Consider the following 22,372-nt stretch of genomic DNA (forward strand, 5'->3'; position numbering starts at 1 on the left):
TAGACTTTATTGTCTCGAGGTCATTTTTTATGTATATGCTTTGTGCTAGTTTTAGCTTTTCTTATTTTATATCTTCTTTTTATCTTTTTTATCTTTCGGTTTTATTTCTTAGCTTTTTTAGTTATTTTTCTTATCAAGAAATACCATCTTACACTTATTTTTATTAAAAATGATGAGAAATCAGTTACTAATACCTTTCTTTCTAATAATTTTTTCTTAAATTCATTTTTTTGTATTAACTCTTTTCGATACTCTTTAGCATTAAATTGTTGATTAATCTTTTCAAGTAACCTTTTACAGCGTACTACTTGCTCTACTGTTTTTTTATCATTATCCAATAATAATGAATAATCCTCTTTATTCACGTTAATGCCAAAATACATTAATAATTTTCGTCCTACTCTTTCCGCGGTATCTTTTTGTATCGCTTTATATTGCGAACGTTCGACATTTGGATGAGTACGATAATAAAGAAGTGGTACAGGAAGATTATGGAGCTTAAATTTTCCAGCAATAATTAAATTCACCCATAAACCATAATCTTCTGCATAGAGGTCTGCTTTATCATATCCACCAACAGATAATATATCTTGCTTACGATAGATAATGGTTGGATGCGCTAAGGAGCAATCATAAAGACTAGAAATCACAATATCATTATGTGTTTCTGGATAAGTATTAATTCTATTTGGCTCTTCTTGGTAGATAAAAGCACCACCACAAACACTCACTTCAGGATGTTGTAACATAAATTGATATTGCGCTTCTAGTCTGGTTGAAACGGCAATATCATCAGAGTCCATTCTAGCAACTAAATCACATGAAGCTAATTGTAATCCTTTGTTTAAAGAAGCGATCAATCCGATATTTTGTTCATTAATAATCAGTTTTATTCTGGGATCTTTTTTGGCGTTTTCTTTTAAGATAGATAATGAGTTATCCGTTGAGCCATCATTAATGATAAGAAACTCAAATTCTTTAAATGTTTGATTTAATATAGAATCAATAGACTCCTGAAGGTATTTCTCATCATTGTATACCGACATTAATACGGTAATTTTGGGCATATTGTTTTTCATTATCTATTTTCAGCAATATTTATTAATTTCAAAATTCATCTTATTGATATACCGACACCCTTCCCCTACATCCTTTAATACTAATGCATGGGCGCCAATAATCGCATTATCACCAATATTAATCTCTCCACCAATAATGGACGAATTACAGCCAATATAAACATGGTTTCCTACTTGGATATTGGCTTTTCCCTCTTTCTCTTTTACGCCAATAGTCACCCCTTGCATAATAGTGACATATTCCCCCAGTTGGCAGTAATTAGTCAGTACAATGCCAATCGGGTGTGGTAAAGAAAGGCCTTTACCAATACGAGTTTTTAACGAGATATCATTACAGTATTTACGGTTATTGCTAGCACCGATCCGAATACCTAATTTATGTAAAAAGCGATGGGGAGAGAAATAAAAATATTGTGCTACCCGCCACCAAAATAGGTAACGGGAACGCTGACAGAAAAATACTCGATGAAATAGCCTTAACCAACTAAAGGGTTTTTTATCACCAATATATTCAGCCTGTAAGCACTCTTTTAGTTCAGCAAGAGTAACCTTAGCTTGAGCATGCATAGTTAAATACCATCACCACACTCAAAGCCGGGTACAACACCATTAAAGTGTTGATCCATATCGAATGACGGTTTTTCACTATCAGGACGACCGACAATACGGGCAGGCACCCCCGCCACCGTAGTATGAGCCGGTACTTCATGTAATACTACCGAGCCAGCCCCAATTTTGGCACCACGACCAATCTCGATATTACCAAGAATTTTAGCTCCTGCGCCAATCATTACCCCTTCACGCACTTTCGGATGACGATCGCCTCCTGTTTTACCTGTTCCCCCTAAGGTCACAGATTGTAAAATGGAGACATCATTTTCAACCACCGCCGTTTCACCAATTACAATACCTGTCGCATGGTCGAGCATAATACCGTGTCCAATACGTGCCGCTGGGTGAATATCCACCCCAAAGGTGACTGATATTTGGTTTTGTAGATAAATAGCTAGCGCTTGGCGATTTTGTTGCCATAGCCAATGGGCAATACGGTAGGCTTGTAGTGCATGAAACCCTTTTAAATAGAGCAGTGGGGTAGAATATTTATCCACCGCGGGATCACGTAGGCGTACCGCGGAGAGATCACAAGCGGCCGACTCAATCATTGAGCTATCGTGACTATAAGCCTCTTCAACAATTTCGCGAACTGCAATGGCTGGCATAGTCTGAGTTGCCAGCTTATTGGCCAGCATATAGCTTAATGCACTACCTAAATTTTCGTGTTTGAGAAGTGTCGCATGAAAGAAACTGGCTAACATTGGCTCACAATCTGCCAATGCACGCGCTTCGCTTTTAATATGATCCCAGACTCTTGTTAGTTCTTCTAGCGACATACTCACTCTCATTTTTTACACGAAAGCCTAAGTAAATACTTAGGCTTTGAATTTTCAAACAAATGGATAGTTAAAACAGATACCCTAAGAATATTATTTAAAATAAACTGACTACAGGCTACTGTCTATCTCATCTTTGGTTGCTCGCCCTAATAAAGCCAATGCAGCCTCTTTTACATCTTTATGTTGATATAAAATTTGGTAAATCTGTTCGGTGATTGGCATTTCTACACCCACTTGTTCGGCTAATGCGCGAACTTCTTTGGTGTTACGATAACCTTCGACTACCTGGCCAATTTTCTCTTGGGCTGTATCAACATCTAAACCTTGACCTAGCATCATACCAAAGCGACGATTACGTGATTGATTGTCTGTACAGGTTAAAACCAAATCACCCAAACCAGCCATGCCCATAAAAGTTGCCGCATCTGCACCTAAGGCTTTACCTAAGCGGCTCATTTCGGCTAGACCTCGGGTAATCAGTGCGGTACGCGCATTAGCGCCAAATCCCATACCATCAGACATACCCGCACCAATAGCAATCACGTTTTTAACAGCGCCACCCAGTTGCACACCGATAAAATCAGGGTTTTTATAGACTCGGAAACTTTTACCACAATGAAATAGCTGTTGTAACTGCTCTAAAAAGAGATTATCCGTCGAGGCTACTGCAATCGCGGTGGGCAAACCCGCGGCAAGCTCTTTAGCAAAAGTAGGGCCAGATAATACTGCGAGCGGGATTTCATTACCTAATACTTCACGGGCAACATCTTGTAATAAGCGACCAGTATGTGCTTCAAGACCTTTTGTCGCCCAAACAACACGTGCATCCTGACGTAAAAAGGGTTTGATTTGTTGCAGTACTTCACCAAACACATGGCTTGGGATCACCACAAGAATATTACGGCTCGCTTCAATCGCTTTTTGCAAAGAAGCTTCCATATATAAACTATCAGGAAAGGAAACATCGGGCAGAAAGGCTTGATTACAGCGCGCTTGTTCTAATGCCGCAACGTGCTTGGGATCATGCCCCCACAGCACAACATCGTGCCCATTACGCGCTAAGGTAATCGCTAAAGCGGTGCCGTATGAACCGGCACCGATAACTGTCATAGAAGCGTTCATTAAGCTTCTTCAACTCCTGAGTTTGCTGCATCCTGTTGCTGTTGTTGCTGTAAGTAGTTCATAAACAACGCATCAAAGTTAACAGGTGCTAAGTTTAATTGTGGGAAAGTACCACGACCTACTAAGTTGGTGATACATTCACGTGCATAAGGGAATAATACGTTCGGGCAGTATGCACCTAAGCAATGTGCTAATTGTGTACCTTCGATACCTTCAACAGTAAAGATACCTGCTTGTTGTACTTCACACAGGAAAGCGGTTTCTTCTTCCATTGTTGCCGTAACAGTGACACGTAAGATAACTTCATATACATTTTCAGCTAGCGTATTAGAAGAAGTATCTAAATCTAATTTAACTTCTGGTTGCCACTCTTTTTGGAAAACTTGTGGGGCATTTGGCGCTTCGAAAGAGATATCTTTTGTGTAGATACGTTGAATTTGAAAAGTCATCTCTTGGTTTTGCTGTTCTGACATAATAATCTTACCTTTTTATATCCTTATTAAATTGAATAGCAGTAAGTATAGAACTCAATCTGCCCGCTCGTTACTTTTTACCTTTTGCCAGTGGCAAATTCTCACCACTCCAACCTGAAAGACCATCTTTTAAAATAAAGACTTTTTCAAAACCTAATTTGATAAGGCTTTCAGCAGGTTTTGCACCTTCAATACCTGATGGTGATACCACAATCACCGGCTGTGATTTATATTTCTCCAGCTCAGCAATATTGTTACTTTTGATCTCAGAAGGCGTTAAATTGATAGAATCGATGATGTGTCCTTTACGGAACTCATCACGGCTACGGATATCAACACAAACCGCATTCTCTTTGTTTATCAAAGAAATCGCTTCTGTACGGGAAATATTTTTCGTTTTAGAAAAAAGGCCTTTAAAGGTCAATACAATGACCGCCACCAGCAGCGCAATCCAGATAAAACTTAACAGGGTGTGCCGGCTAAAAAATTGCATTACTTCTTGCAGCATAGGATGCAATCACTCTCGTTAGTTAAAAATAGTATTAAAGAGCCAAAGTATACCTTTGTCATGGCGCAATTACAGCCTATTCCTTCGTTTCTCTTTCAGTTTTTGCGGAAAGTTTCTCAACAATCATTTTTTTTATTGACGGATTTATGTACCATTAGCGCCGAAAAATCCTGTAAAACAGCGTTTAAAAGAGTCTCTCTTTTCACTTTACCGGATCTCTCTTCAGGTAAGCTATTAAGAAATCAGCATTCATCATCAATGCCTGTGACAAAAATAGTCACTCGTACGTAGAATTTCACACCTGTCTGAGATACAACCACTATTTGTTATTTATTAAAAGTATTGAGAACACGAGCATGTCGCAAACAAATCAAGTGCCTAAAATTGGATTCGTTTCTTTAGGTTGTCCTAAAAATTTAGTGGACTCTGAACGTATCCTCACCGAACTGCGTACAGAAGGTTATCAAGTTGTTCCTACCTATGATGATGCTGATTTAGTCATCGTCAATACCTGTGGCTTTATTGATAGCGCAGTACAAGAATCTCTTGAAGCCATTGGCGAAGCACTCGATGAAAACGGTAAAGTTATCGTCACCGGTTGTTTAGGTGCCAAAGAAAATCAAATCCGTGAAGTTCACCCAAAAGTGCTGGAGATCACCGGCCCTCATAGTTATGAACAAGTGTTATCACATATTCATCACTATGTTCCCAAACCTTCCCATAATCCATTTACCAGCTTGGTTCCCGAGCAGGGCGTTAAATTAACCCCTCGTCATTACGCTTATCTAAAAATTTCTGAAGGTTGTAATCACCGTTGTACTTTTTGCATTATTCCTTCAATGCGAGGCGATTTAGACAGTCGCCCAATTGGTGAAGTGTTAAATGAAGCGAAAAGATTAGTCAATGCTGGGGTGAAAGAGTTACTGGTTATCTCACAAGATACTTCCGCTTATGGGGTTGATACCAAACATCAAACCGGTTTTTGGGATGGTATGCCAGTTAAAACCAGTATGGTCAGTTTATGTGAACAACTGGCAAAATTGGGGATTTGGGTACGTTTACATTATGTTTACCCTTATCCACATGTGGATGAGGTTATTCCATTAATGGCAGAAGGCAAAATTTTGCCTTATTTAGATATTCCGCTACAACACGCTAGCCCGAAAGTGCTGAAATTAATGAAGCGCCCAGGCTCTGTTGAGCGTACTTTAGAGCGCGTAAAACGTTGGCGAGAAATTTGTCCTGAATTAACGTTACGTTCAACCTTTATTGTCGGTTTCCCGGGGGAAACAGAAGAAGATTTCCAAATGCTATTGGATTTCTTAACCGAAGCTCGTTTAGATCGCGTGGGTTGTTTTAAATATAGCCCCGTTGAAGGTGCGAAAGCGAATGAATTACCCGATCAAGTTCCTGAAGAGGTAAAAGAAGAGCGTTACCATCGTTTTATGCAACTACAGCAGCAAATTTCCACCGAGCGTCTGCAAGAGAAAATAGGTAAAGTTTTACCGGTTATCATTGATGAAGTGGATGAAGAAGGTGCTATTGGCCGTAGTATGGCGGATGCACCGGAAATTGATGGTGCTGTTTACCTTAATGAGCAGTTTGATGTCGAGCCAGGACAGATTGTACGTGTGCTGATTGAGCATGCCGATGAATATGATCTGTGGGGTACCATCGTCGAACAATAACTTATCCTGTGTACAGCGTGATAGCTATTCTATTGCGCTGTTACACATTGTGCTGCTTTTTTCCTCTTTCCGACTATTATTGCTTTATTATCATCTCTGAGTTCATTAGATTAACTGTTAGGTATTATCTGAAATTACGACTTTATTTCCTGTTAACTGGTCAGTTGATTAGCGACATGAAATAATCTTATAAACTGTTATTAAAGGTACTTTGGTCAGATGGCAGAGAAAAAGGATCTTCAGAACACAACACACCGTACTTACCGTGTATTTTCTTTACCGTTAATCACGCTACTGATTAGCACATCTCTGTTTTCTGCAACCAGCGCTTTTGCCAATACATTAACGGATAATCGTAGTCAGTTAAAAGATCTGCAAACCACCATTGCTGAAAAAGAAAAGCGCGTTCAAGAGCAACAAAAACAGCGCACGGCTTTACTTGGACAACTCAAATCACAAGAGACGCAAATCGCTAATGCCAGCCGCTCTGTGCATGAGACGCAAAACCGCTTACAAACCTTAGCTAAAGAGATCAAAACCATCACAGCAAATATTGCCCGATTGCAAAAGCAATATAACGAGCAACAAGCACTGCTAGCACGCCAACTCGATGCGGCTTACCGACAAGGGAAACATCAAGGTATTGAGTTACTGTTTCGCGGTGAAGAAGGTCAGCGAGAAGAGCGGATCTTAGCCTATTACAGTTATATAAATGAAGCGCGTAAACAGTCAATGGAGCAATTGGCTCAAACTTCCAAAGAGCTACAGGCAGAAAAAGACGCCCAACAAGCGAAACAGAACGAGCAAAAGCAGGTACTCACCAAACAGCAACAAGAGAAACAAAAACTAGATAATGCGCTAGCTGCACGTCAAAAAACATTAACGCAACTAGAATCAACCTTAAAAGAAGATCAACGCAATTTAGCCACCATGCGTGCTAATGAAACACGCTTAAGAAATAAAATTGCTCAAGCAGAGCGTGAAGCCAAAGCGCGAGCTGAGCGTGAAGCACGGGAAGCTGCTCGTATTGCCGCCAAGCAACGTGAAGCGCAACAGCGTGGTTCGACCTATAAACCCACCGCCGAAGAACGCTCTTTAATGTCCCGTACTGGCGGATTGGGTAAACCTGCAGGTCAGGCTATTTGGCCTATTAGAGGCAGTTTATTACACCGCTTTGGTGAGTCTATTTCCGGCTCGGGTGAATTACGTTGGAAAGGAATTGTGATCCCCGCGGCACAAGGCACTGAAGTAAAAGCGATTGCGGATGGTCGGGTGCTGTTAGCCGACTGGCTACAAGGGTATGGTTTAGTGGTCGTCGTCGAGCACGGTAAAGGGGATATGAGCCTTTATGGCTATAACCAAAGTGCGTTAGTCAATGTTGGTCAACAAGTCAAAGCTGGACAACCTATCGCCTTGGTAGGAAACAGTGGTGGACAAGAGCGCTCAGCGCTCTATTTTGAAATTAGACGCCAAGGAAAAGCAGTCAACCCAGTTCCTTGGCTTGGGAGGTAGTTTTGCATTTACTTGGCACATTACAACGAAATATCGCGCTAACACTTAGTTTAATGTTGCTAAGTTTTCTATTCAGTGCACCTGCTTTTTCGGCAAAATTGGCTATTGTTATTGATGATTTTGGTTATCGAAAAAAAGAAGATAACCAAATCTTACAACTGCCAACAGCCGTTTCTATTGCCATCTTACCCAACTCACCCCATGGTAAAGAGATGGCGACGAAAGCCCATGCCCAAGGACGAGAAATTCTTATTCATATGCCAATGGCACCCATTAGCAAACAGCCATTAGAAAAAGATACCTTAAAGCCTTCCATGGATCAGGCTGAAATTAATCGTATTATTCAAAATGCAATTAATCGTGTGCCTTATGCTGTGGGTATGAATAATCATATGGGGAGTGCGATGACATCGGATAGGCAAGCGATGGATAGAGTGATCAAAGCCCTTAATCATTCTGATCTCTATTTTCTTGATAGTGTCACTATAGGCAATACGCAAGCGGCCACGGCAGCCAAAGCGGCTGGCGTTCCTTCTTTACGCCGGCATGTATTTTTAGATAATGTGCAAACAGAAGCAGAAACCCGACAACAGCTTAATCGTGCTATTAATTTAGCGCGTAAAAATGGCTTTGCCATTGCCATTGGTCACCCCCACCCTTCAACCGTAAGGGCATTACAACAGCAGTTGCCACTACTACCTGCCGATATTCAGTTAGTCGCACCCAGTGGTTTGTTAACCCCTTCACCAGACAGCCCAATGGTACAAGAGCCACCCGCTGTTATACCGCTAACAGAACAATCTAAAGAGCCAAAACCTGCAACATGGTTAAAACCAGCACAACAAGCCATTATTTCAATGAAAAAAAGTACTCTTATGAAAGTACTTACTAAAAAATTAATGACCTTCGAACAAGATAAGCAATTCCCTTCCCAGCATTTAGAAAGCAACAAAGATAAAGTCGAATAAATAAAAATATTTAGTGGAAAATATTCAGATCAAATTAGGTTACTTGAAGAAAAAGAAGATGATATTAATTTCTATTTTTTGAGAGGACTAGGCTAATTGTTTTGTTTATTATATCCCCAAAAGACAAATCCCAAGGTCTGCTAACTAAAGCTCGCCTCGGGACTCTAAGTAGATTGTTTAAGGGCGTATAACAACACAAGTTGCCAGTGGGGCCAAAAAACTGCTCTGAAAGGGATTATAGAAAAACATGGCGGAAAGTCAACAACCTTACCCATATACAGAAATAGTTAACTTAAAACAAAAAGCACATTAAAAAGAATATTGCTATTTTTGGTGATTCTGAAAGTTTTCTTCATGCAAAGAAAATATTTCAAAGTAAAAAAATAAAATATCTAGTTGTTACAAATTCAAATAATCTTGTTAGAGGAATAATAGAAAAGCCTCATCGACAAATATAATACAAACCTATTTTCCCCTTAATATAGGTATTTATTTAAAAGAGGTAGCGCCCTTTCACCGTTCAGGGCGCTTTATAACTCCTACTGCCAATCTAAAATTACTTTGCCCGATTGACCAGAACGCATAATATCAAAGCCTTTTTGGAATTCATCGATAGGAAATTGATGAGTAATAATCGGTGAGAGATCAAGACCCGACTGGATCAGCGCCGCCATCTTATACCATGTTTCAAACATCTCACGACCATAAATACCTTTAATAAATAATCCTTTAAAAATGACTTGTCCCCAATCAATAGCCATATCTGAAGGAGGAATACCCAGTAAAGCAATACGACCACCATGATTCATCGTACTAAGCATGGTGCGAAAAGCCGGTGGCGCACCGGACATTTCTAATCCAACATCAAAGCCTTCGGTCATACCTAATTCTTTCATCACATCTGTTAGATTTTCTTTGCTAACATTGACTGCTCGGGTGACACCCATTTTTTTAGCCAGATCAAGGCGGTATTCATTAACATCGGTGATCACCACATGGCGTGCCCCCACATGTTTACAGATTGCAGCCGCCATAATACCAATGGGTCCCGCACCTGAAACCAGTACATCTTCCCCCACTAAATCAAAAGATAACGCCGTGTGTACTGCGTTACCAAAGGGATCAAAAATAGCCGCCAGTTCATCCGGAATATTGTCAGGAATTTTAAATGCATTAAAGGCGGGAATAACCAGATATTCAGCAAAACAACCGGGACGATTTACGCCAACACCAATGGTATTACGGCATAAGTGTGTACGCCCACCACGGCAATTACGACAATGACCGCAAGTAATATGCCCTTCCCCCGAGACGCGATCACCAATATTAAAACCTTTAACCTCTTGGCCAATAGCAACAATCTCACCAATATATTCATGGCCAACCACCATGGGAACCGGTATGGTTTTTTGTGACCACTCATCCCAGTTATAAATATGAACATCTGTACCACAAATGGCAGTTTTACGGATCTTGATCATCACATCGTTATGACCAAGCTCAGGTACGGGTACATCGGTCATCCAGATACCGGGTTGTGCTTTTAATTTTGACAATGCTTTCATATTAGAACCTTATGCAATCACATTAAGTTGCTTACCGATTTTAATAAATGCAGCAACAGCACGTTCAATTTGTTCTGGGGTGTGTGCCGCTGACATTTGTGTACGAATACGTGCTTGCCCTTGTGGTACTACTGGGTAGAAAAAGCCGGTGACATAAATACCTTCATCAAGTAAACGTGCTGCAAATTGTTGCGCTAATTTGGCATCTCCTAACATCACAGGAATAATCGCGTGATCAGCCCCCGCCAAAGTAAAACCTGCTGCCGTCATTTTTTCACGAAAAAGTGCTGCGTTACGCCATAAACGAGCGCGCAGTTCATCCCCTGATTTCAGCATATCTAAAACTGCAATAGAGGCGCTCACAATCGCAGGGGCTAAAGAATTTGAGAATAGATAAGGACGAGAGCGTTGACGTAACCACTCCACCACTTCTTTACGAGCTGCGGTATAACCACCCGATGCGCCACCTAAAGCTTTACCTAATGTTCCTGTGATGATATCGACGCGATCTAATACATCACAATACTCATGAGTACCGCGCCCTTGTGCGCCGACAAAACCCACCGCATGCGAGTCATCCACCATCACTAATGCGCCATATTCGTCAGCCAAATCACAGATACTTTTTAGATCAGCAATCACCCCATCCATAGAGAACACCCCATCGGTGACAATCATAATATGGCGGGCATTATCTGCTTTGGCCTGTTCAAGTTGGGCACGTAACGCCACCATATCGTTATTGGCATAGCGATAACGCTTGGCTTTACATAAACGAACACCATCAATAATCGATGCGTGATTTAGCGCATCAGAAATAATTGCATCTTCAGATCCCATCAGTGTTTCAAATAACCCACCATTGGCATCAAAACAAGAGGAGTACAAAATGGCATCTTCCATACCCAAAAATTCAGCGATGTTCTTTTCTAATGTTTTATGTAGATCTTGCGTTCCGCAGATAAAACGCACCGACGCCATACCAAAACCGTGGCTATCCATTCCCGCTTTCGCCGCTGCAATAAGTTGTGGATGGTTAGCTAAACCTAAGTAGTTATTGGCACAAAAGTTAATAACATGACTACCATCAGCAACCGCAATATCGGCACTTTGCGAAGAAGTGATGATCCGCTCATTTTTAAATAAGCCATCTTGACGTGTTTGTTCGAGTTGTTGATTAATTTGTTGATAGAAAGAGTGAGTAGACATGCTTTCTCCTAAGGCAGAGACGAAAAGAGATAAGAGCTAGAGTTGACTATAATATAATCATTATTGTTTCTTATTTTATGCTTTTGTTCGATTAAAAACGACAAATGTAAATAAATAATGTTATTTATGTAATTAAGATCACTAATAATCACTGCGATTTTCAAGAATTTCACTCTACTCTTCTATGATGAATGCTACCGTTCACGCTGTTCAGTGTTATTATAGTTGCAGAGCTAATTTTTAGATTTTATATAAAGGGGTAGCCATATGATTATCGTCACTGGCGGTGCAGGTTTTATCGGCAGCAATATTGTTAAAGCATTAAATGATGAAGGTTATACCGATATTTTAGTGGTTGATAACCTAAAAGATGGCACAAAATTTGTGAATCTTGTCGATCTTAATATCGCTGACTATATGGATAAAGAAGACTTTATTGCCAGTATTGTAGCCGGTGATGATTTTGGTGATATTGATGCCGTATTCCATGAAGGAGCATGCTCTTCTACTACCGAATGGGATGGCAAATATATGATGGATAATAACTATCAATATTCTAAAGAGTTATTGCATTATTGCCTCGATCGCCAAATTCCTTTCTTATATGCTTCTTCTGCTGCCACTTATGGTGGCCGTACTGATCATTTTATTGAAGAAAGAAAATATGAAGCCCCACTTAATGTGTATGGCTACTCTAAATTCTTATTTGATGAATATGTGCGCCAAATTTTACCTGAAGCACAATCTATGGTGTGTGGTTTCCGTTATTTCAATGTGTATGGCCCCCGTGAAGGGCATAAAGGCAGTATGGCCAGTGTCGCCTTCCATTTAAATACACAAGTCAATGACGGGCAAAATCCCAAATTATTTGAAGGTAGTGAAACCTTCCAACGTGACTTTATTTATGTAGGTGATGTGGCTGCGGTTAATTTATGGTTCTGGCGCAACAATGTCTCCGGTATTTATAATTGTGGTACCGGCCGCGCAGAATCGTTCCAAGCCGTGGCTGATGCAGTTATCGCTTATCATAACGATAAAGAGCTCTCTGTGGAGCATATTGAATTCCCTGAGAAACTCAAAGGTCGTTATCAAGCCTTTACACAAGCTGATCTGACAAATCTACGCAAAGCAGGCTACAGCGCACCTTTTAAAACGGTCGCAGAAGGTGTTGCTCTTTATATGCAATGGTTAAATCAGGATAAGTAATCGCGGTTTATGAAAATTTTTGTGGTAGGGCCTTCTTGGGTTGGGGATATGATGATGTCCCAAAGCCTATATCGTACATTAAAAGCGTTACATCCCGCGGCAACTATTGATGTGATGGCACCCGCTTGGTGTCGTCCATTATTAGAGAAAATGCCCGAGGTCGATAATGCCATTGCTATGCCTTTAGGTCACGGTGCCTTAGCAATTGGTGAGCGTCGCCGCTTAGGTAAACAACTAAAAGCCAAAGGTTATACTCATGCTTATGTTTTACCTAACTCATTTAAATCTGCTTTAGTGCCTTTCTTTGCCGCTATTCCTAAACGTACTGGCTGGCGAGGAGAAATGCGTTATGGATTATTAAATGATTTACGCCCATTGGATAAAGCTGCATTTCCATTAATGGTAGAGCGTTATGTCGCGCTAGCTTACGATAAACAGCAGGTACATTCAGCCGCAGAGTTACCAAAGCCGTTATTATGGCCAAAACTGGCTGTCTCTGACAAAGATATCACTACCACACTTAAGCACTTTTCATTATCTACACAGCGCCTTGCTATCGGTTTTTGTCCGGGGGCGGAATTTGGTCCAGCTAAACGCTGGCCTCATTACCACTACGCGACATTAGCCCAGAAACTTATTAGCGAATATGGCTATCAGATTTTCTTATTCGGTTCACAAAAAGATAAGCCTGCAGGGGAAGAGATCAAACACGCCTTAACCCCCGATGCCCAAGCTGCTTGTATTAATCTGGCCGGTGAGACTTCTCTTGAGCAAGCCGTTAACCTCATTGCCGCTTGTAAAGCCGTGGTCAGTAACGATTCTGGCTTAATGCATGTCGCCGCAGCATTAGAGCGTCCATTAGTTGCCCTTTATGGCCCAAGTAGTCCCGACTTTACCCCCCCGTTATCTGATAAAGCCCGTGTTATTCGTTTAATTACTGGCTATCACAAAGTGCGTAAAGGCGATGCTGAACAAGGTTATCACCAAAGCTTAATCGACATTCAACCGGAACAAGTCTTTAGCGAACTCGAGCAATTACTCGCTACGGAGCCATCGCTATGAAGCGGGTACTGATTGTTAAAACCTCTTCCATGGGGGATGTACTGCATACCCTACCAGCATTAACTGATGCAAGAGCAGCATATCCTGAGATCTGTTTTGATTGGGCCGTTGAAGAGGGTTTTGCACAAATTCCAAGCTGGCACCCAGCTGTTGATACCGTTATTCCTGTCGCAATACGCCGTTGGCGTAAAAACTGGTTTAGTGCGCCTATTCGCGCTGAGCGTGCACAATTTCGTCACGCGATACAAGCACATCACTATGATGCGGTGATTGATGCCCAAGGTTTACTAAAAAGCGCTTTTTTAGTTACACGCTATGCGAAAGGCACTAAACACGGCTATTCTCGTCAAAGTGCTAGAGAGCCTTTAGCGAGTTTTTTCTATAATATTCGCCACAATGTCAGTAAAAAAATGCATGCGGTAGAGCGTATCCGCCAGCTATTTGCCCTCAGCCTTAATTACCCACTCCCCACTACTCAAGGGGACTATGGTATAGCACAGCATTTTCTCTCATTACCCGCTATTGATAAACGCCCTTATTTAGTCTTCTTACACGCCACTACCCGTGATGAGAAACATTGGCCCGAGACCCATTGGCGAGAGTTAATTGCATTATTGGCGAATTCAGATTTGCGTATCAAACTACCTTGGGGCGCAGAGCATGAACATCAGCGTGCAATACGCCTTGCACAAGGTTTTGACTATGTTGATGTATTACCCAAAATGTCGCTCGCAGAAGTAGCTCAAGTGATTGCTGGAGCGCAAAGTGTCGTTTCTGTCGATACCGGATTAAGCCATTTAACCGCAGCCTTAGATAAGCCGAATATTACCCTTTTTGGCCCTACCGATCCGGGATTAATCGGCGGTTATGGTAAGGCACAAAGGTCGTTAAAAGCAGCAGGTGGGGATATTGGGGAGATCACGCCTCAAAAGGTTTTTAATATACTTAAGATTTAACCCAATACCCTAAAAGTTATTTATCTTTTAGGGTGTTATTTACTGCAGTTAGAACCTCATCAACAGTAATCAAATCCATCGAAAGTGCTCTATTTTCATCTTGTTGCGGGATCTTATGGATAATAGTATGAATATCAAGATCTTGATAAGGTCCTGTCCACTTTGGATTTGCGGTTACAAATAAACTTACCGTAGGTACTTGTAATGCTATTGCCAAATGTAGCGGGCCGGTGTCTCCCGTAACTAATACCGCCATGGTTTTTATTTGACTTAACAGATCAGGTAGTGAGGTTTTTCCTACCAGATTTTCTATATTTTGATGATATCTTTCAGGTAATAAAGCAAAAAACTCTTCTGGCAATTCCAGCTCTCTCGATGAACCTATTAGCTTTATTTGTAATGATGGCGCACTATCAATTAATTTTTTCGCTAATTCCACAAAAGATCCAACAGGCCATCTACGCTCTTGTGTGGATGCTCCCATCTGAAAACCAACAATGCTATTTTTACTTTGAGCTAATGATTCTATTTTACAAGGGAGCTCCATTCTAGTATCAGTACTATCAATTCCTAAATAACCAATAATATCAAGTTTACTTTGAATAACATGACCTCCAGCTGGATTATGATCAGCAATAATCCATTTTTGAAACCATTTAGGAATAATATCTGATGTATTACGTAAAATATATTGGCAACCTGCCATCACGGCAAATAATACGTCATAAGGAAGGTGGGAATGTAAAATAATCGCTAACTCAGGTTTATACTTTTTAGCTTGTAAAGCCACCGGTAACAAGTTTCTGATCTTATTATCCCAATACACCACACTATCTATTTGCTCATAGTTTTCCACTAATAGCTTATTTTTTACACTAGAAACCAGTGTGATATGTGCATCAGGATAATGTGCACGAATTGCTCTGATGGCTGGGGTATTAAACATAAAATCCCCCAGCGCCGTGGTTGAAAAAATAACAATACTGTTAAATTTGATATCAGATGAAAATGTTGCCGTTTTTTTCATCTTACCAAAGAGTGGGTTATAGAGATTTAAAAAATAGTGCACCCATTTTAATTTCTTTAACTTCATCTTATTTTGCCTGCACTTTATTTTGATAATACTCAGCCAATGTCATTCCCTGTACTTTATCTTGTAAGAAATTAAATAGTGTTTCTAAATCATTATATAAGCCATCAATATCTTGTTCTGTTCTAAAAGTAGGGCTTCCACCAGGCATAAACTCAGAAGAGTGCAACATAAATTCAATATGAGAGTGACCTTGGGCTAAAGATTTTTGTGCCACTTCAATCATTTGCTGTGCATTTCCCCCTTTAGGGCGTAACCAATTCACTGAAGGTGAGCGTTGTTTACCTCTTAGCCTATCGTACCCTTGCTTAATTTTATTCATAAAAGGGGAATGTTTATATTGAATACTCATTGGCACTTCAAGTAACGTTGAATCCCCTGCTTTGCTGATATCATTAACATCCATAAAGTATGCATGGCTTGGGAAATTACTGTAATCTGTACCGCCGGATTGTGCCGGATCACCTTTAGTAAAACGCCAATCGACTTTGGGTGTGACCGAGCAATCGACTTGATAACCAAATTCAATCAATAGCTGCGCATAAGTTTCATTTAATGCCCAACGCCCAGCACGGTGACTTAACATTTTTGTTTGTAGTTTATTTTCTAGTAAGTCAGTCATAAAGGCAATTTTGTCGCGCATTTGCGATTTGGGGTATTCAATTAAATAAGGCTGATAATGGAGATCATTGTCCGTTAACGCAACAAGTGGGGGACTATTCCATGCATGAAGGTGCATACCAATTTCCCCAGTGTTACGGGCTATCACATCTTGTGCAAACTCAATATAGGCTTCATCTATTGCCATTTCATAGTTGGTTAGCCAAACGGGTTTAAATTGAAAACGTTCGCAAAGTTGCTGAAAACGGGGTAAAAAATGCGTATTTTGCGTAGTAATATTATGCTCATTTTCCCAAAGATTATCGCCTTCGGTATCTAATGTGATAATAAATGCTGGTTTTTTCATTGTATTTTTTTACTCTTTTTTTCAAAAAAATCTATCATGTTTTTTATGTAGACATCTCCATAAAATTTTTTAATCGATTTTTTTATTTTGCTGTATTCAGGTAAATCTAATCTACCATTGATGATATCATTTAATATTTTTAAAAATGATAATTCATCATTAACAGGGAATAATTGTCCATTATCTCCATCAATAATATCAGAAGGCCCAGTTAAACAGTCAGAGCTAACACAATAGATCCCATAAGATTGAGCTTCAATTAAGACCATGGGAAGTCCTTCATGAGTAGATGTCAATAAACAAGCCGTGACTTCTTTAATATGATTTAATACATAATCCCAAGCATTATCTTGCCACCCATGAAAAATAACCTTTTTATCAATATGTAGTTTTTGGGCGAGAGAAAAAAGTTTACTTCTATCTTTCCCATCCCCCACTAAGTGTAGTTCCCAATTTCCCTTAAGTTTACCTAATGCATAGAACATAAATTCAAGATTTTTACTTTCTTTAGACAATAATCTCCCAATATAAAGAAACTTAATCTTATTTGATGGACGATGAATTATCTTATCTGTTCTATCAACTGGATTATAAACCACATTAATATGAGATTCTGGTACATTATGATTTAATAAGTATTTTTTATTACCCGAGCTAATTGGGATATGATAATTTACATTTAAAGTATATACTGCTTTATATGCTGTCCATAATGATGTATGTATCCAAGAAAAAACAGGGATATTTCTCAATGAAAACTTAGAGGCTAAATTTGCTATATAACAACCAATAACATCTGATGCAATAATAATATCTGGGTTGTCTTTCCTTAAGATACCTGATAATTTACATGAGAACATAAATCGTCTTATCTTATGATTTCTTATTTTACATCTTATAAATCTTACATTTAGGTTTTTATGCCAATTTTCATTAATACATATATCTCTTTCTTTTAGAAGAATTATAGACAGGCTAATATTTGGATAGTGCTCTTTTAATAAATCATTTAATTTATTAAAAACAACTTCCATACCTCCTAAGCCTTGCAATTCAATACCAACTATAACTATTTTTTTTATTGACATAAATATTTATCCACAAGAAAATCTAATTTAGATTTAATTAGGTCTATTGATATATCACTCACTTTACTATCTATTTTCTTCTGTGTTATCTGAATTGCTTTTTTATTATTAGGTGACCACATAAAATTATTTACATACTTACCATGATAATCATTTCCATATAAAGCGAGCGTAGGTTTATCAAAAGCAGTAGCAACATGCACAATAGATGTATCTGGTGTTATAATTAAATCAGCATGTTTTATTATTGCTGACGCACTAATAAAATCTCCAATAGGATTACTTAAAAAACTATCGACCTGAAGATTAACTAAATCATCTTGACGCCCAATAAATATAATATTTACAGAATATTTTTTTAAATAAGAAATTATAAACAATAACTGCTCTTTTGAAATATCTCTTTTTTCTGATGCAGAAAAAGGATTTATTACTACATTTTTTTTATAAGGTAAATTATTAATAAAATCTACTATACGATTTTCTACTATTTCAGGTATGTTAATCTCATATTTAAGATCACCAAAAGGCACATTAAGAGCATCAAGCATTTTTTTATATCTTTCAATAACATGTGATGTATACTCATTATAATTAATATTTAAATTATAAGATTTAATATTATTTTTATTAAAACCTACAACATTCCTAGCATTAATCAACCTTATAAACATCAAATATGGTATAGATATTAATTCTCCCATATCTATTATAAGATCATAGTTATTCTTTCTTAACGTTAAAGCTAATTTTATTATAGAAAATAATTTCTCTTCATATGTATAGTGATCATTATATAAGTCAGAGTATTCAATAACACAGAAATTACTTTTCCCAGTAACTATATCTATATTATATCCACTATTCTTTAGTTCTCTTAAGATTGATGTCGAAACAACCATATCGCCAATCTTGTCATCATCGCGCAAAAAAAGGACTTTAGGCTGCTTTTTCAAAGCGAAAGGCTTACGTGAAATAGGATCAATAAAAAATTTTGCGATGGCAAATTTTACTTTTTTTAAAAAGTAGTTTTTTTGCCTATTTAGACGTCGAATTGTACTAAAACGTTTCTGACTCATTATTGATATTCTCTGACTATAATAAGCTCAATATACTGACGGATCACTTCATCAATATCAAATTTTTGATACATATTAGGCGTAATTTTAGGCGGGTGAAAGTAAGCTAAACGCATTTTTTCAGCCAAGGATGCTGAATTTAATTCAGACTTATAATCTGCTAATTCACCTTCCATAATTTCACTGATCCCACCAAGGCAATTAGTACTCACTATAGGGGTATTACAAATAAGTGATTCGACTAAAACATTTCCTAAGCCTTCACTATCAGAGCTTAATACCACTGCTTTAGCATCTTTGATCACAGGGAATGGATTGGCTAAAAAGCCAATTAAGCTCACTTTATTTTCTAAATTTAGTGCAACAATTTTATTTTTAATATTGCTGGTGACCTCAGGAGATCCCTGTCCTGCAATCAATAACTTACAAGGTAGATTGGCTAAAGCAAACGCTTCTAATAAGCGGTCATGGCGCTTTACTTGATGAAAACGACCAATATGCAATAAATAATCCTGCTTTTGGTAGGGATTATTTTCTGATGCCAGTGTTCTGATTTCTTGAATATCAAATGGGTTATAAATTGTTTTTAATTGATTAGGGACAATTTTAATATTCTCTATTAAATCTTGTCCTGCCGCATTTGATACCGTAATAATATTTTTACCCTGATAGACTTTTTGAATTTTCTTCTGTTTTAACCAGCGGGAAAAACCTTTTTTATTGCCTAAATAAGACTGTGAAAAAATACCGTGAATACAATACCATATATTCTTATCTGCCAGTTGTTTTGATAGTGCAACAATTCTGTCAGTCTTATGTAAGTTAGAAACAATTAACGCAGGAATGCCTTTGCGCGCAAACAATGCTTGAAGGGTCTTATCCATCGAGTTGGCACGTCGTTTTAATTCTGTTTGTCGATAAAATAAGCCATGGTAACTATCTGCATCAATTAATAGTTCAATATCTGCAGGAATGGCATAGTCACATTTTTCTGCTAATGAGAGTAATGTAACTTGATAACCACGTTGACTTAAGCCATGACAAAGCCTGATCGTGACATTTTCAGCGCCACCACCCGGTAATCCATCAATAATAAAAAGTATATGTTCCTTCATAGGCTAAGAACCTTTTGGTAAAGCTCGATCAGTTGTTGAGACAAATTCTCAGGCGTATAGGGTAGTATCTTATTTCGTGCAGCCTTAGACATCTTATTACCTAAGTTATCGGCCGGAATACTCTCTATTGCATCGATCATTGCAGGTGTATCTAATGCATCTGTGACAAATCCATTTATACCTTGTTCAATAAATTCTGCTCCACCACATGTATCACTGGTGATCACCGGTAATCCACATGCCATAGCTTCTAAAATAACATTAGGAAAAGGATCATACAGAGTGGGTAACAATAGTCCATCAGCCATTTGATAGAAAGGTAAGGTGTCTTTCTGTACACCTAAAAATAAGATCCGCTGATGACAGTTTAATCGATGAGCTAATTGTTGGTATTTCTTGTACTCTTTGTCTTGGCCAATCACCAACAGGTAAGCATTAGTATGACTAATCGCCTCAATAGCAGCTCTTAACCCTTTACGTTCAAACCCTGAGCCGACATAAATAAAACACTTACCCTCAACCGGAATATGATATTGCTGACGTAATTGTTGCCGATAAAGAGCCGTGGCAGGGAAAAAACGCTGATGATCAATCGCATTATAAATCACACTAATACGTTCACTTTCAACGCCAAAATCTTCCATCACCTCACGTTTGACCATTTCTGAATTGCAAATCACCCGTTTTAGCTCAGGAGATTGATACATCTCTTTTTCTGCGTTCATTACATAACGATGATAACAACTATTTAGCAGTAATTTACTTCGTAAGGGTGATAAAACCCGAGAGCGTTGCAGTAACCAACGGCGATGTACACCATCTCCTGCGCGGTAAATATCACAACCAGCAATGCGTTCATGGCTTTGTACTAAATCAAACTTTTCTTGTTGCCAACAGTGTCTTGCTGCTTGTGCAAACCCTTTTTCACGGCTAATCCGTCCCCATTTAAAAGGGTTAACAATATGAATATGCCATTGTGGTTGCACCGCGCCAATCCAAGATCGTGTAATTACATTCAACTCTACGGATTGATTATCTAACGCTTCCAGTGCGCGAGAAACAAAACGCTCAGCGCCACCGTCTGGCCGATATTTTTGACGTACTATCGCCAAGCGGAATGTATTCATTTTAGTTGTCTCCTTACGGCTTCAAGTACATCTTTAACAGGAATTAAACTTAAATAACGCGTTTGCGTGTTGGTATGCACATCATCAGGATCTGGGAGTTCTCCATAATTTCCCGCCCATAAAACTTCGCCAATATGTTGCCATGGCGACCAATGAAATAATTTTGATGGACCAAACAGTGCCACCAACGGCGTTTTTAGTGCTGAAGCCATATGCATTGGTACTGAATCAACTCCAATGAATAACTCAGCGTTATCAATCAATGCACCAAGTTGCGGTAAAGATAACTGCCCTGATAAAGAGACGCTATCATTTGTCTTACATCCTTGAATAATGGTTTCAACCATCTCTTTTTCTCGGGAGTCTGGCCCTGATGTTAAAACAATTTGATGTCCCTGCTGTTGTAGAGTATCTATTAATTCAGACCATTTATGCTCATCCCAACATTTAAAGAACCACCGAGACGTCGGCTGGATCACAATATAAGGGGTTAATACACCATAAGCTTTTAATTTTTCCACTACGGCCTGTTTGTCTTGATGGCTGTATGTCATGGATACTTGCGTATCTATTTGTTGCAATGACAGCGGTTGTAGTAGTGCTAAATTTTGTTCAACAATATGTCGATTATCAACTGAGCCTAATGGGATTAAATCACTAAAACACTTTTTCCAAACAGGGCTTTGTCGTTTATAAATATCATAGCCGATACGGACTTTTGCGCCTGTAAAGCGGGTAATAAGCGCACTATTCCACTGATCAGCTAAATTAATCACCACATCATACTGTCGATGTCTTAACTGATTAACTAACCGCCACTCATGGCGAAATCGAGCTAATTTACCCTCTTTTTTCCAAGCCTTATCTAAGGAAAAAATATTTTCAATAGCAGAGAAATTCTCAATCATGGGTGCGGTTTCTTTGTTAATTAAAACATCAACCTCCACATTTGGATAATTCGCTTTTAGCGTATTAATAACAGGGGTAATTAACAACGTATCACCATGATGGCGTAGTTTTATAATTAGAACCCGTTGTATTAATGTCATTTTTTTACTCATAACGCTCCAAAAGCACCCTATTGATCCGTTCTATTATTTGATTATAAAAAATTTCCTCACTAATTTCTTAAATAATCTGAATAATCTGTTTTTAGTACACCAA

General features: G+C 38.8%; 22 protein-coding genes. 7 read left to right on the plus strand and 15 right to left on the minus strand.

Translation table 11 applies throughout. The features are described 5' to 3' along the window. Positions 1-101 precede the first annotated feature (101 nt). The 6 genes from HMPREF0693_RS15310 to HMPREF0693_RS15335 form a co-directional block, all read right to left on the minus strand. Positions 102-1,079, minus strand: a complete 978-nt coding sequence (locus tag HMPREF0693_RS15310; protein ID WP_004246450.1) for a glycosyltransferase — start codon at positions 1,077-1,079, stop codon at positions 102-104. A 9-nt stretch (positions 1,080-1,088) separates the two neighbouring features. Next, the gene (locus tag HMPREF0693_RS15315) at positions 1,089-1,646 is read right to left on the minus strand and encodes a serine acetyltransferase (RefSeq protein ID WP_004246451.1); all 558 of its coding nucleotides are present in this window, start codon (positions 1,644-1,646) and stop codon (positions 1,089-1,091) included. A gap of 2 nt (positions 1,647-1,648) precedes the next feature. Continuing rightward, complete coding sequence (cysE, locus tag HMPREF0693_RS15320) at positions 1,649-2,470, minus strand: serine O-acetyltransferase (RefSeq protein WP_004249733.1); 822 nt, start codon at positions 2,468-2,470, stop codon at positions 1,649-1,651. A gap of 111 nt (positions 2,471-2,581) precedes the next feature. Continuing rightward, complete coding sequence (gene gpsA / locus HMPREF0693_RS15325) at positions 2,582-3,595, minus strand: NAD(P)H-dependent glycerol-3-phosphate dehydrogenase (RefSeq protein WP_004246453.1); 1,014 nt, start codon at positions 3,593-3,595, stop codon at positions 2,582-2,584. Beyond that, a complete protein-coding gene (gene secB, locus HMPREF0693_RS15330; RefSeq protein WP_004246454.1) occupies positions 3,595-4,068 on the minus strand; it encodes a protein-export chaperone SecB in 474 nt (157 codons plus the stop codon). Before secB ends, gpsA begins: the two co-directional genes overlap by 1 nt. A gap of 70 nt (positions 4,069-4,138) precedes the next feature. After that, on the minus strand, positions 4,139-4,576 hold the full coding sequence (locus tag HMPREF0693_RS15335; RefSeq protein ID WP_004246455.1) for a rhodanese-like domain-containing protein: 438 nt from the start codon (positions 4,574-4,576) through the stop codon (positions 4,139-4,141). 3 nt (positions 4,577-4,579) lie between these two features. Here HMPREF0693_RS15335 and HMPREF0693_RS18665 point away from each other — a divergent pair, with 3 nt between their 5' ends. The 4 genes from HMPREF0693_RS18665 to HMPREF0693_RS15350 all read left to right on the plus strand — a co-directional run bounded on the left by HMPREF0693_RS18665 (position 4,580) and on the right by HMPREF0693_RS15350 (position 8,744). Further along, positions 4,580-4,867 (plus strand): hypothetical protein, encoded by a 288-nt coding sequence (locus HMPREF0693_RS18665; RefSeq protein ID WP_004246456.1) that lies wholly within the window; start codon positions 4,580-4,582, stop codon positions 4,865-4,867. A 65-nt stretch (positions 4,868-4,932) separates the two neighbouring features. After that, a complete protein-coding gene (gene rimO, locus HMPREF0693_RS15340) occupies positions 4,933-6,264 on the plus strand; it encodes a 30S ribosomal protein S12 methylthiotransferase RimO (protein ID WP_004246457.1) in 1,332 nt (443 codons plus the stop codon). 219 nt (positions 6,265-6,483) lie between these two features. Next, a complete protein-coding gene (envC, locus tag HMPREF0693_RS15345; protein ID WP_004246458.1) occupies positions 6,484-7,776 on the plus strand; it encodes a murein hydrolase activator EnvC in 1,293 nt (430 codons plus the stop codon). A gap of 2 nt (positions 7,777-7,778) precedes the next feature. Beyond that, positions 7,779-8,744, plus strand: a complete 966-nt coding sequence (locus tag HMPREF0693_RS15350) for a divergent polysaccharide deacetylase family protein (RefSeq protein WP_036932486.1) — start codon at positions 7,779-7,781, stop codon at positions 8,742-8,744. Positions 8,745-9,283: 539 nt separating this feature from the next. Here HMPREF0693_RS15350 and tdh read toward each other — a convergent pair. Further along, entirely contained in the window at positions 9,284-10,309 is a 1,026-nt protein-coding gene (tdh, locus tag HMPREF0693_RS15355) for an L-threonine 3-dehydrogenase (RefSeq protein WP_004246460.1), read from the minus strand. 9 nt (positions 10,310-10,318) lie between these two features. After that, the gene (locus tag HMPREF0693_RS15360) at positions 10,319-11,518 is read right to left on the minus strand and encodes a glycine C-acetyltransferase (protein ID WP_004246461.1); all 1,200 of its coding nucleotides are present in this window, start codon (positions 11,516-11,518) and stop codon (positions 10,319-10,321) included. Between the two features lie 267 nt (positions 11,519-11,785). On the opposite strand from HMPREF0693_RS15360, the gene rfaD reads away from it, so the two are divergent. From rfaD to rfaC, 3 genes are read left to right on the plus strand one after another with little or no spacing between them, the layout of a single operon-like run. Continuing rightward, positions 11,786-12,724 (plus strand): ADP-glyceromanno-heptose 6-epimerase, encoded by a 939-nt coding sequence (rfaD, locus tag HMPREF0693_RS15365; RefSeq protein ID WP_004246462.1) that lies wholly within the window; start codon positions 11,786-11,788, stop codon positions 12,722-12,724. A gap of 9 nt (positions 12,725-12,733) precedes the next feature. Continuing rightward, positions 12,734-13,786 (plus strand): ADP-heptose--LPS heptosyltransferase RfaF, encoded by a 1,053-nt coding sequence (gene rfaF / locus HMPREF0693_RS15370; RefSeq protein WP_004246463.1) that lies wholly within the window; start codon positions 12,734-12,736, stop codon positions 13,784-13,786. Next, complete coding sequence (rfaC, locus tag HMPREF0693_RS15375) at positions 13,783-14,742, plus strand: lipopolysaccharide heptosyltransferase RfaC (protein WP_004246464.1); 960 nt, start codon at positions 13,783-13,785, stop codon at positions 14,740-14,742. Before rfaF ends, rfaC begins: the two co-directional genes overlap by 4 nt. Positions 14,743-14,758: 16 nt before the next feature. Here rfaC and HMPREF0693_RS15380 read toward each other — a convergent pair whose 3' ends face one another. Genes HMPREF0693_RS15380 through rfaQ form a run of 7 tightly spaced genes read right to left on the minus strand, consistent with a single transcriptional unit; the run spans position 14,759 to position 22,269 of the window. Continuing rightward, a complete protein-coding gene (locus HMPREF0693_RS15380; protein WP_004246465.1) occupies positions 14,759-15,835 on the minus strand; it encodes a glycosyltransferase family 9 protein in 1,077 nt (358 codons plus the stop codon). Position 15,836: 1 nt separating this feature from the next. Further along, positions 15,837-16,799 carry a polysaccharide deacetylase family protein gene (locus HMPREF0693_RS15385; RefSeq protein ID WP_004246466.1) on the minus strand — a complete coding sequence of 321 codons (963 nt, stop codon included), beginning with the start codon at positions 16,797-16,799 and terminating at the stop codon, positions 15,837-15,839. After that, a complete protein-coding gene (locus HMPREF0693_RS15390; RefSeq protein ID WP_004246467.1) occupies positions 16,796-17,887 on the minus strand; it encodes a glycosyltransferase in 1,092 nt (363 codons plus the stop codon). The genes HMPREF0693_RS15385 and HMPREF0693_RS15390 overlap by 4 nt, the downstream gene beginning before the upstream one ends. Then, on the minus strand, positions 17,878-18,966 hold the full coding sequence (locus HMPREF0693_RS15395) for a glycosyltransferase family 9 protein (RefSeq protein ID WP_004246468.1): 1,089 nt from the start codon (positions 18,964-18,966) through the stop codon (positions 17,878-17,880). The genes HMPREF0693_RS15390 and HMPREF0693_RS15395 overlap by 10 nt, the downstream gene beginning before the upstream one ends. Beyond that, on the minus strand, positions 18,966-20,081 hold the full coding sequence (locus HMPREF0693_RS15400) for a glycosyltransferase (RefSeq protein ID WP_004246469.1): 1,116 nt from the start codon (positions 20,079-20,081) through the stop codon (positions 18,966-18,968). The genes HMPREF0693_RS15395 and HMPREF0693_RS15400 overlap by 1 nt, the downstream gene beginning before the upstream one ends. Beyond that, positions 20,078-21,208: a glycosyltransferase family 4 protein gene (locus tag HMPREF0693_RS15405; RefSeq protein WP_004246470.1), complete on the minus strand. Its 1,131-nt coding sequence runs from the start codon at positions 21,206-21,208 to the stop codon at positions 20,078-20,080. Before HMPREF0693_RS15405 ends, HMPREF0693_RS15400 begins: the two co-directional genes overlap by 4 nt. After that, on the minus strand, positions 21,205-22,269 hold the full coding sequence (rfaQ, locus tag HMPREF0693_RS15410; RefSeq protein ID WP_004246471.1) for a putative lipopolysaccharide heptosyltransferase III: 1,065 nt from the start codon (positions 22,267-22,269) through the stop codon (positions 21,205-21,207). The genes HMPREF0693_RS15405 and rfaQ overlap by 4 nt, the downstream gene beginning before the upstream one ends. Positions 22,270-22,372: the final 103 nt, after the last annotated feature.

The organism is Proteus mirabilis ATCC 29906 (assembly GCF_000160755.1).
Taxonomy (GTDB): domain Bacteria; phylum Pseudomonadota; class Gammaproteobacteria; order Enterobacterales; family Enterobacteriaceae; genus Proteus; species Proteus mirabilis.

Excerpts from the sequence above, each read along its gene's own strand:
- HMPREF0693_RS15310 (WP_004246450.1), bottom strand. The coding sequence starts at position 1,079 with ATGAAAAACAATATGCCCAAAATTACCGTATTAATGTCGGTATACAAT.
- HMPREF0693_RS15315 (WP_004246451.1), bottom strand. The coding sequence starts at position 1,646 with ATGCATGCTCAAGCTAAGGTTACTCTTGCTGAACTAAAAGAGTGCTTA.
- cysE (WP_004249733.1), bottom strand. The coding sequence starts at position 2,470 with ATGTCGCTAGAAGAACTAACAAGAGTCTGGGATCATATTAAAAGCGAA.
- gpsA (WP_004246453.1), bottom strand. The coding sequence starts at position 3,595 with ATGAACGCTTCTATGACAGTTATCGGTGCCGGTTCATACGGCACCGCT.
- secB (WP_004246454.1), bottom strand. The coding sequence starts at position 4,068 with ATGTCAGAACAGCAAAACCAAGAGATGACTTTTCAAATTCAACGTATC.
- HMPREF0693_RS15335 (WP_004246455.1), bottom strand. The coding sequence starts at position 4,576 with ATGCTGCAAGAAGTAATGCAATTTTTTAGCCGGCACACCCTGTTAAGT.
- HMPREF0693_RS18665 (WP_004246456.1), top strand. The coding sequence starts at position 4,580 with ATGCAATCACTCTCGTTAGTTAAAAATAGTATTAAAGAGCCAAAGTAT.
- rimO (WP_004246457.1), top strand. The coding sequence starts at position 4,933 with ATGTCGCAAACAAATCAAGTGCCTAAAATTGGATTCGTTTCTTTAGGT.
- envC (WP_004246458.1), top strand. The coding sequence starts at position 6,484 with ATGGCAGAGAAAAAGGATCTTCAGAACACAACACACCGTACTTACCGT.
- tdh (WP_004246460.1), bottom strand. The coding sequence starts at position 10,309 with ATGAAAGCATTGTCAAAATTAAAAGCACAACCCGGTATCTGGATGACC.
- HMPREF0693_RS15360 (WP_004246461.1), bottom strand. The coding sequence starts at position 11,518 with ATGTCTACTCACTCTTTCTATCAACAAATTAATCAACAACTCGAACAA.
- rfaD (WP_004246462.1), top strand. The coding sequence starts at position 11,786 with ATGATTATCGTCACTGGCGGTGCAGGTTTTATCGGCAGCAATATTGTT.
- rfaF (WP_004246463.1), top strand. The coding sequence starts at position 12,734 with ATGAAAATTTTTGTGGTAGGGCCTTCTTGGGTTGGGGATATGATGATG.
- rfaC (WP_004246464.1), top strand. The coding sequence starts at position 13,783 with ATGAAGCGGGTACTGATTGTTAAAACCTCTTCCATGGGGGATGTACTG.
- HMPREF0693_RS15380 (WP_004246465.1), bottom strand. The coding sequence starts at position 15,835 with ATGAAGTTAAAGAAATTAAAATGGGTGCACTATTTTTTAAATCTCTAT.
- HMPREF0693_RS15385 (WP_004246466.1), bottom strand. The coding sequence starts at position 16,799 with ATGAAAAAACCAGCATTTATTATCACATTAGATACCGAAGGCGATAAT.
- HMPREF0693_RS15390 (WP_004246467.1), bottom strand. The coding sequence starts at position 17,887 with ATGTCAATAAAAAAAATAGTTATAGTTGGTATTGAATTGCAAGGCTTA.
- HMPREF0693_RS15395 (WP_004246468.1), bottom strand. The coding sequence starts at position 18,966 with ATGAGTCAGAAACGTTTTAGTACAATTCGACGTCTAAATAGGCAAAAA.
- HMPREF0693_RS15400 (WP_004246469.1), bottom strand. The coding sequence starts at position 20,081 with ATGAAGGAACATATACTTTTTATTATTGATGGATTACCGGGTGGTGGC.
- HMPREF0693_RS15405 (WP_004246470.1), bottom strand. The coding sequence starts at position 21,208 with ATGAATACATTCCGCTTGGCGATAGTACGTCAAAAATATCGGCCAGAC.
- rfaQ (WP_004246471.1), bottom strand. The coding sequence starts at position 22,269 with ATGAGTAAAAAAATGACATTAATACAACGGGTTCTAATTATAAAACTA.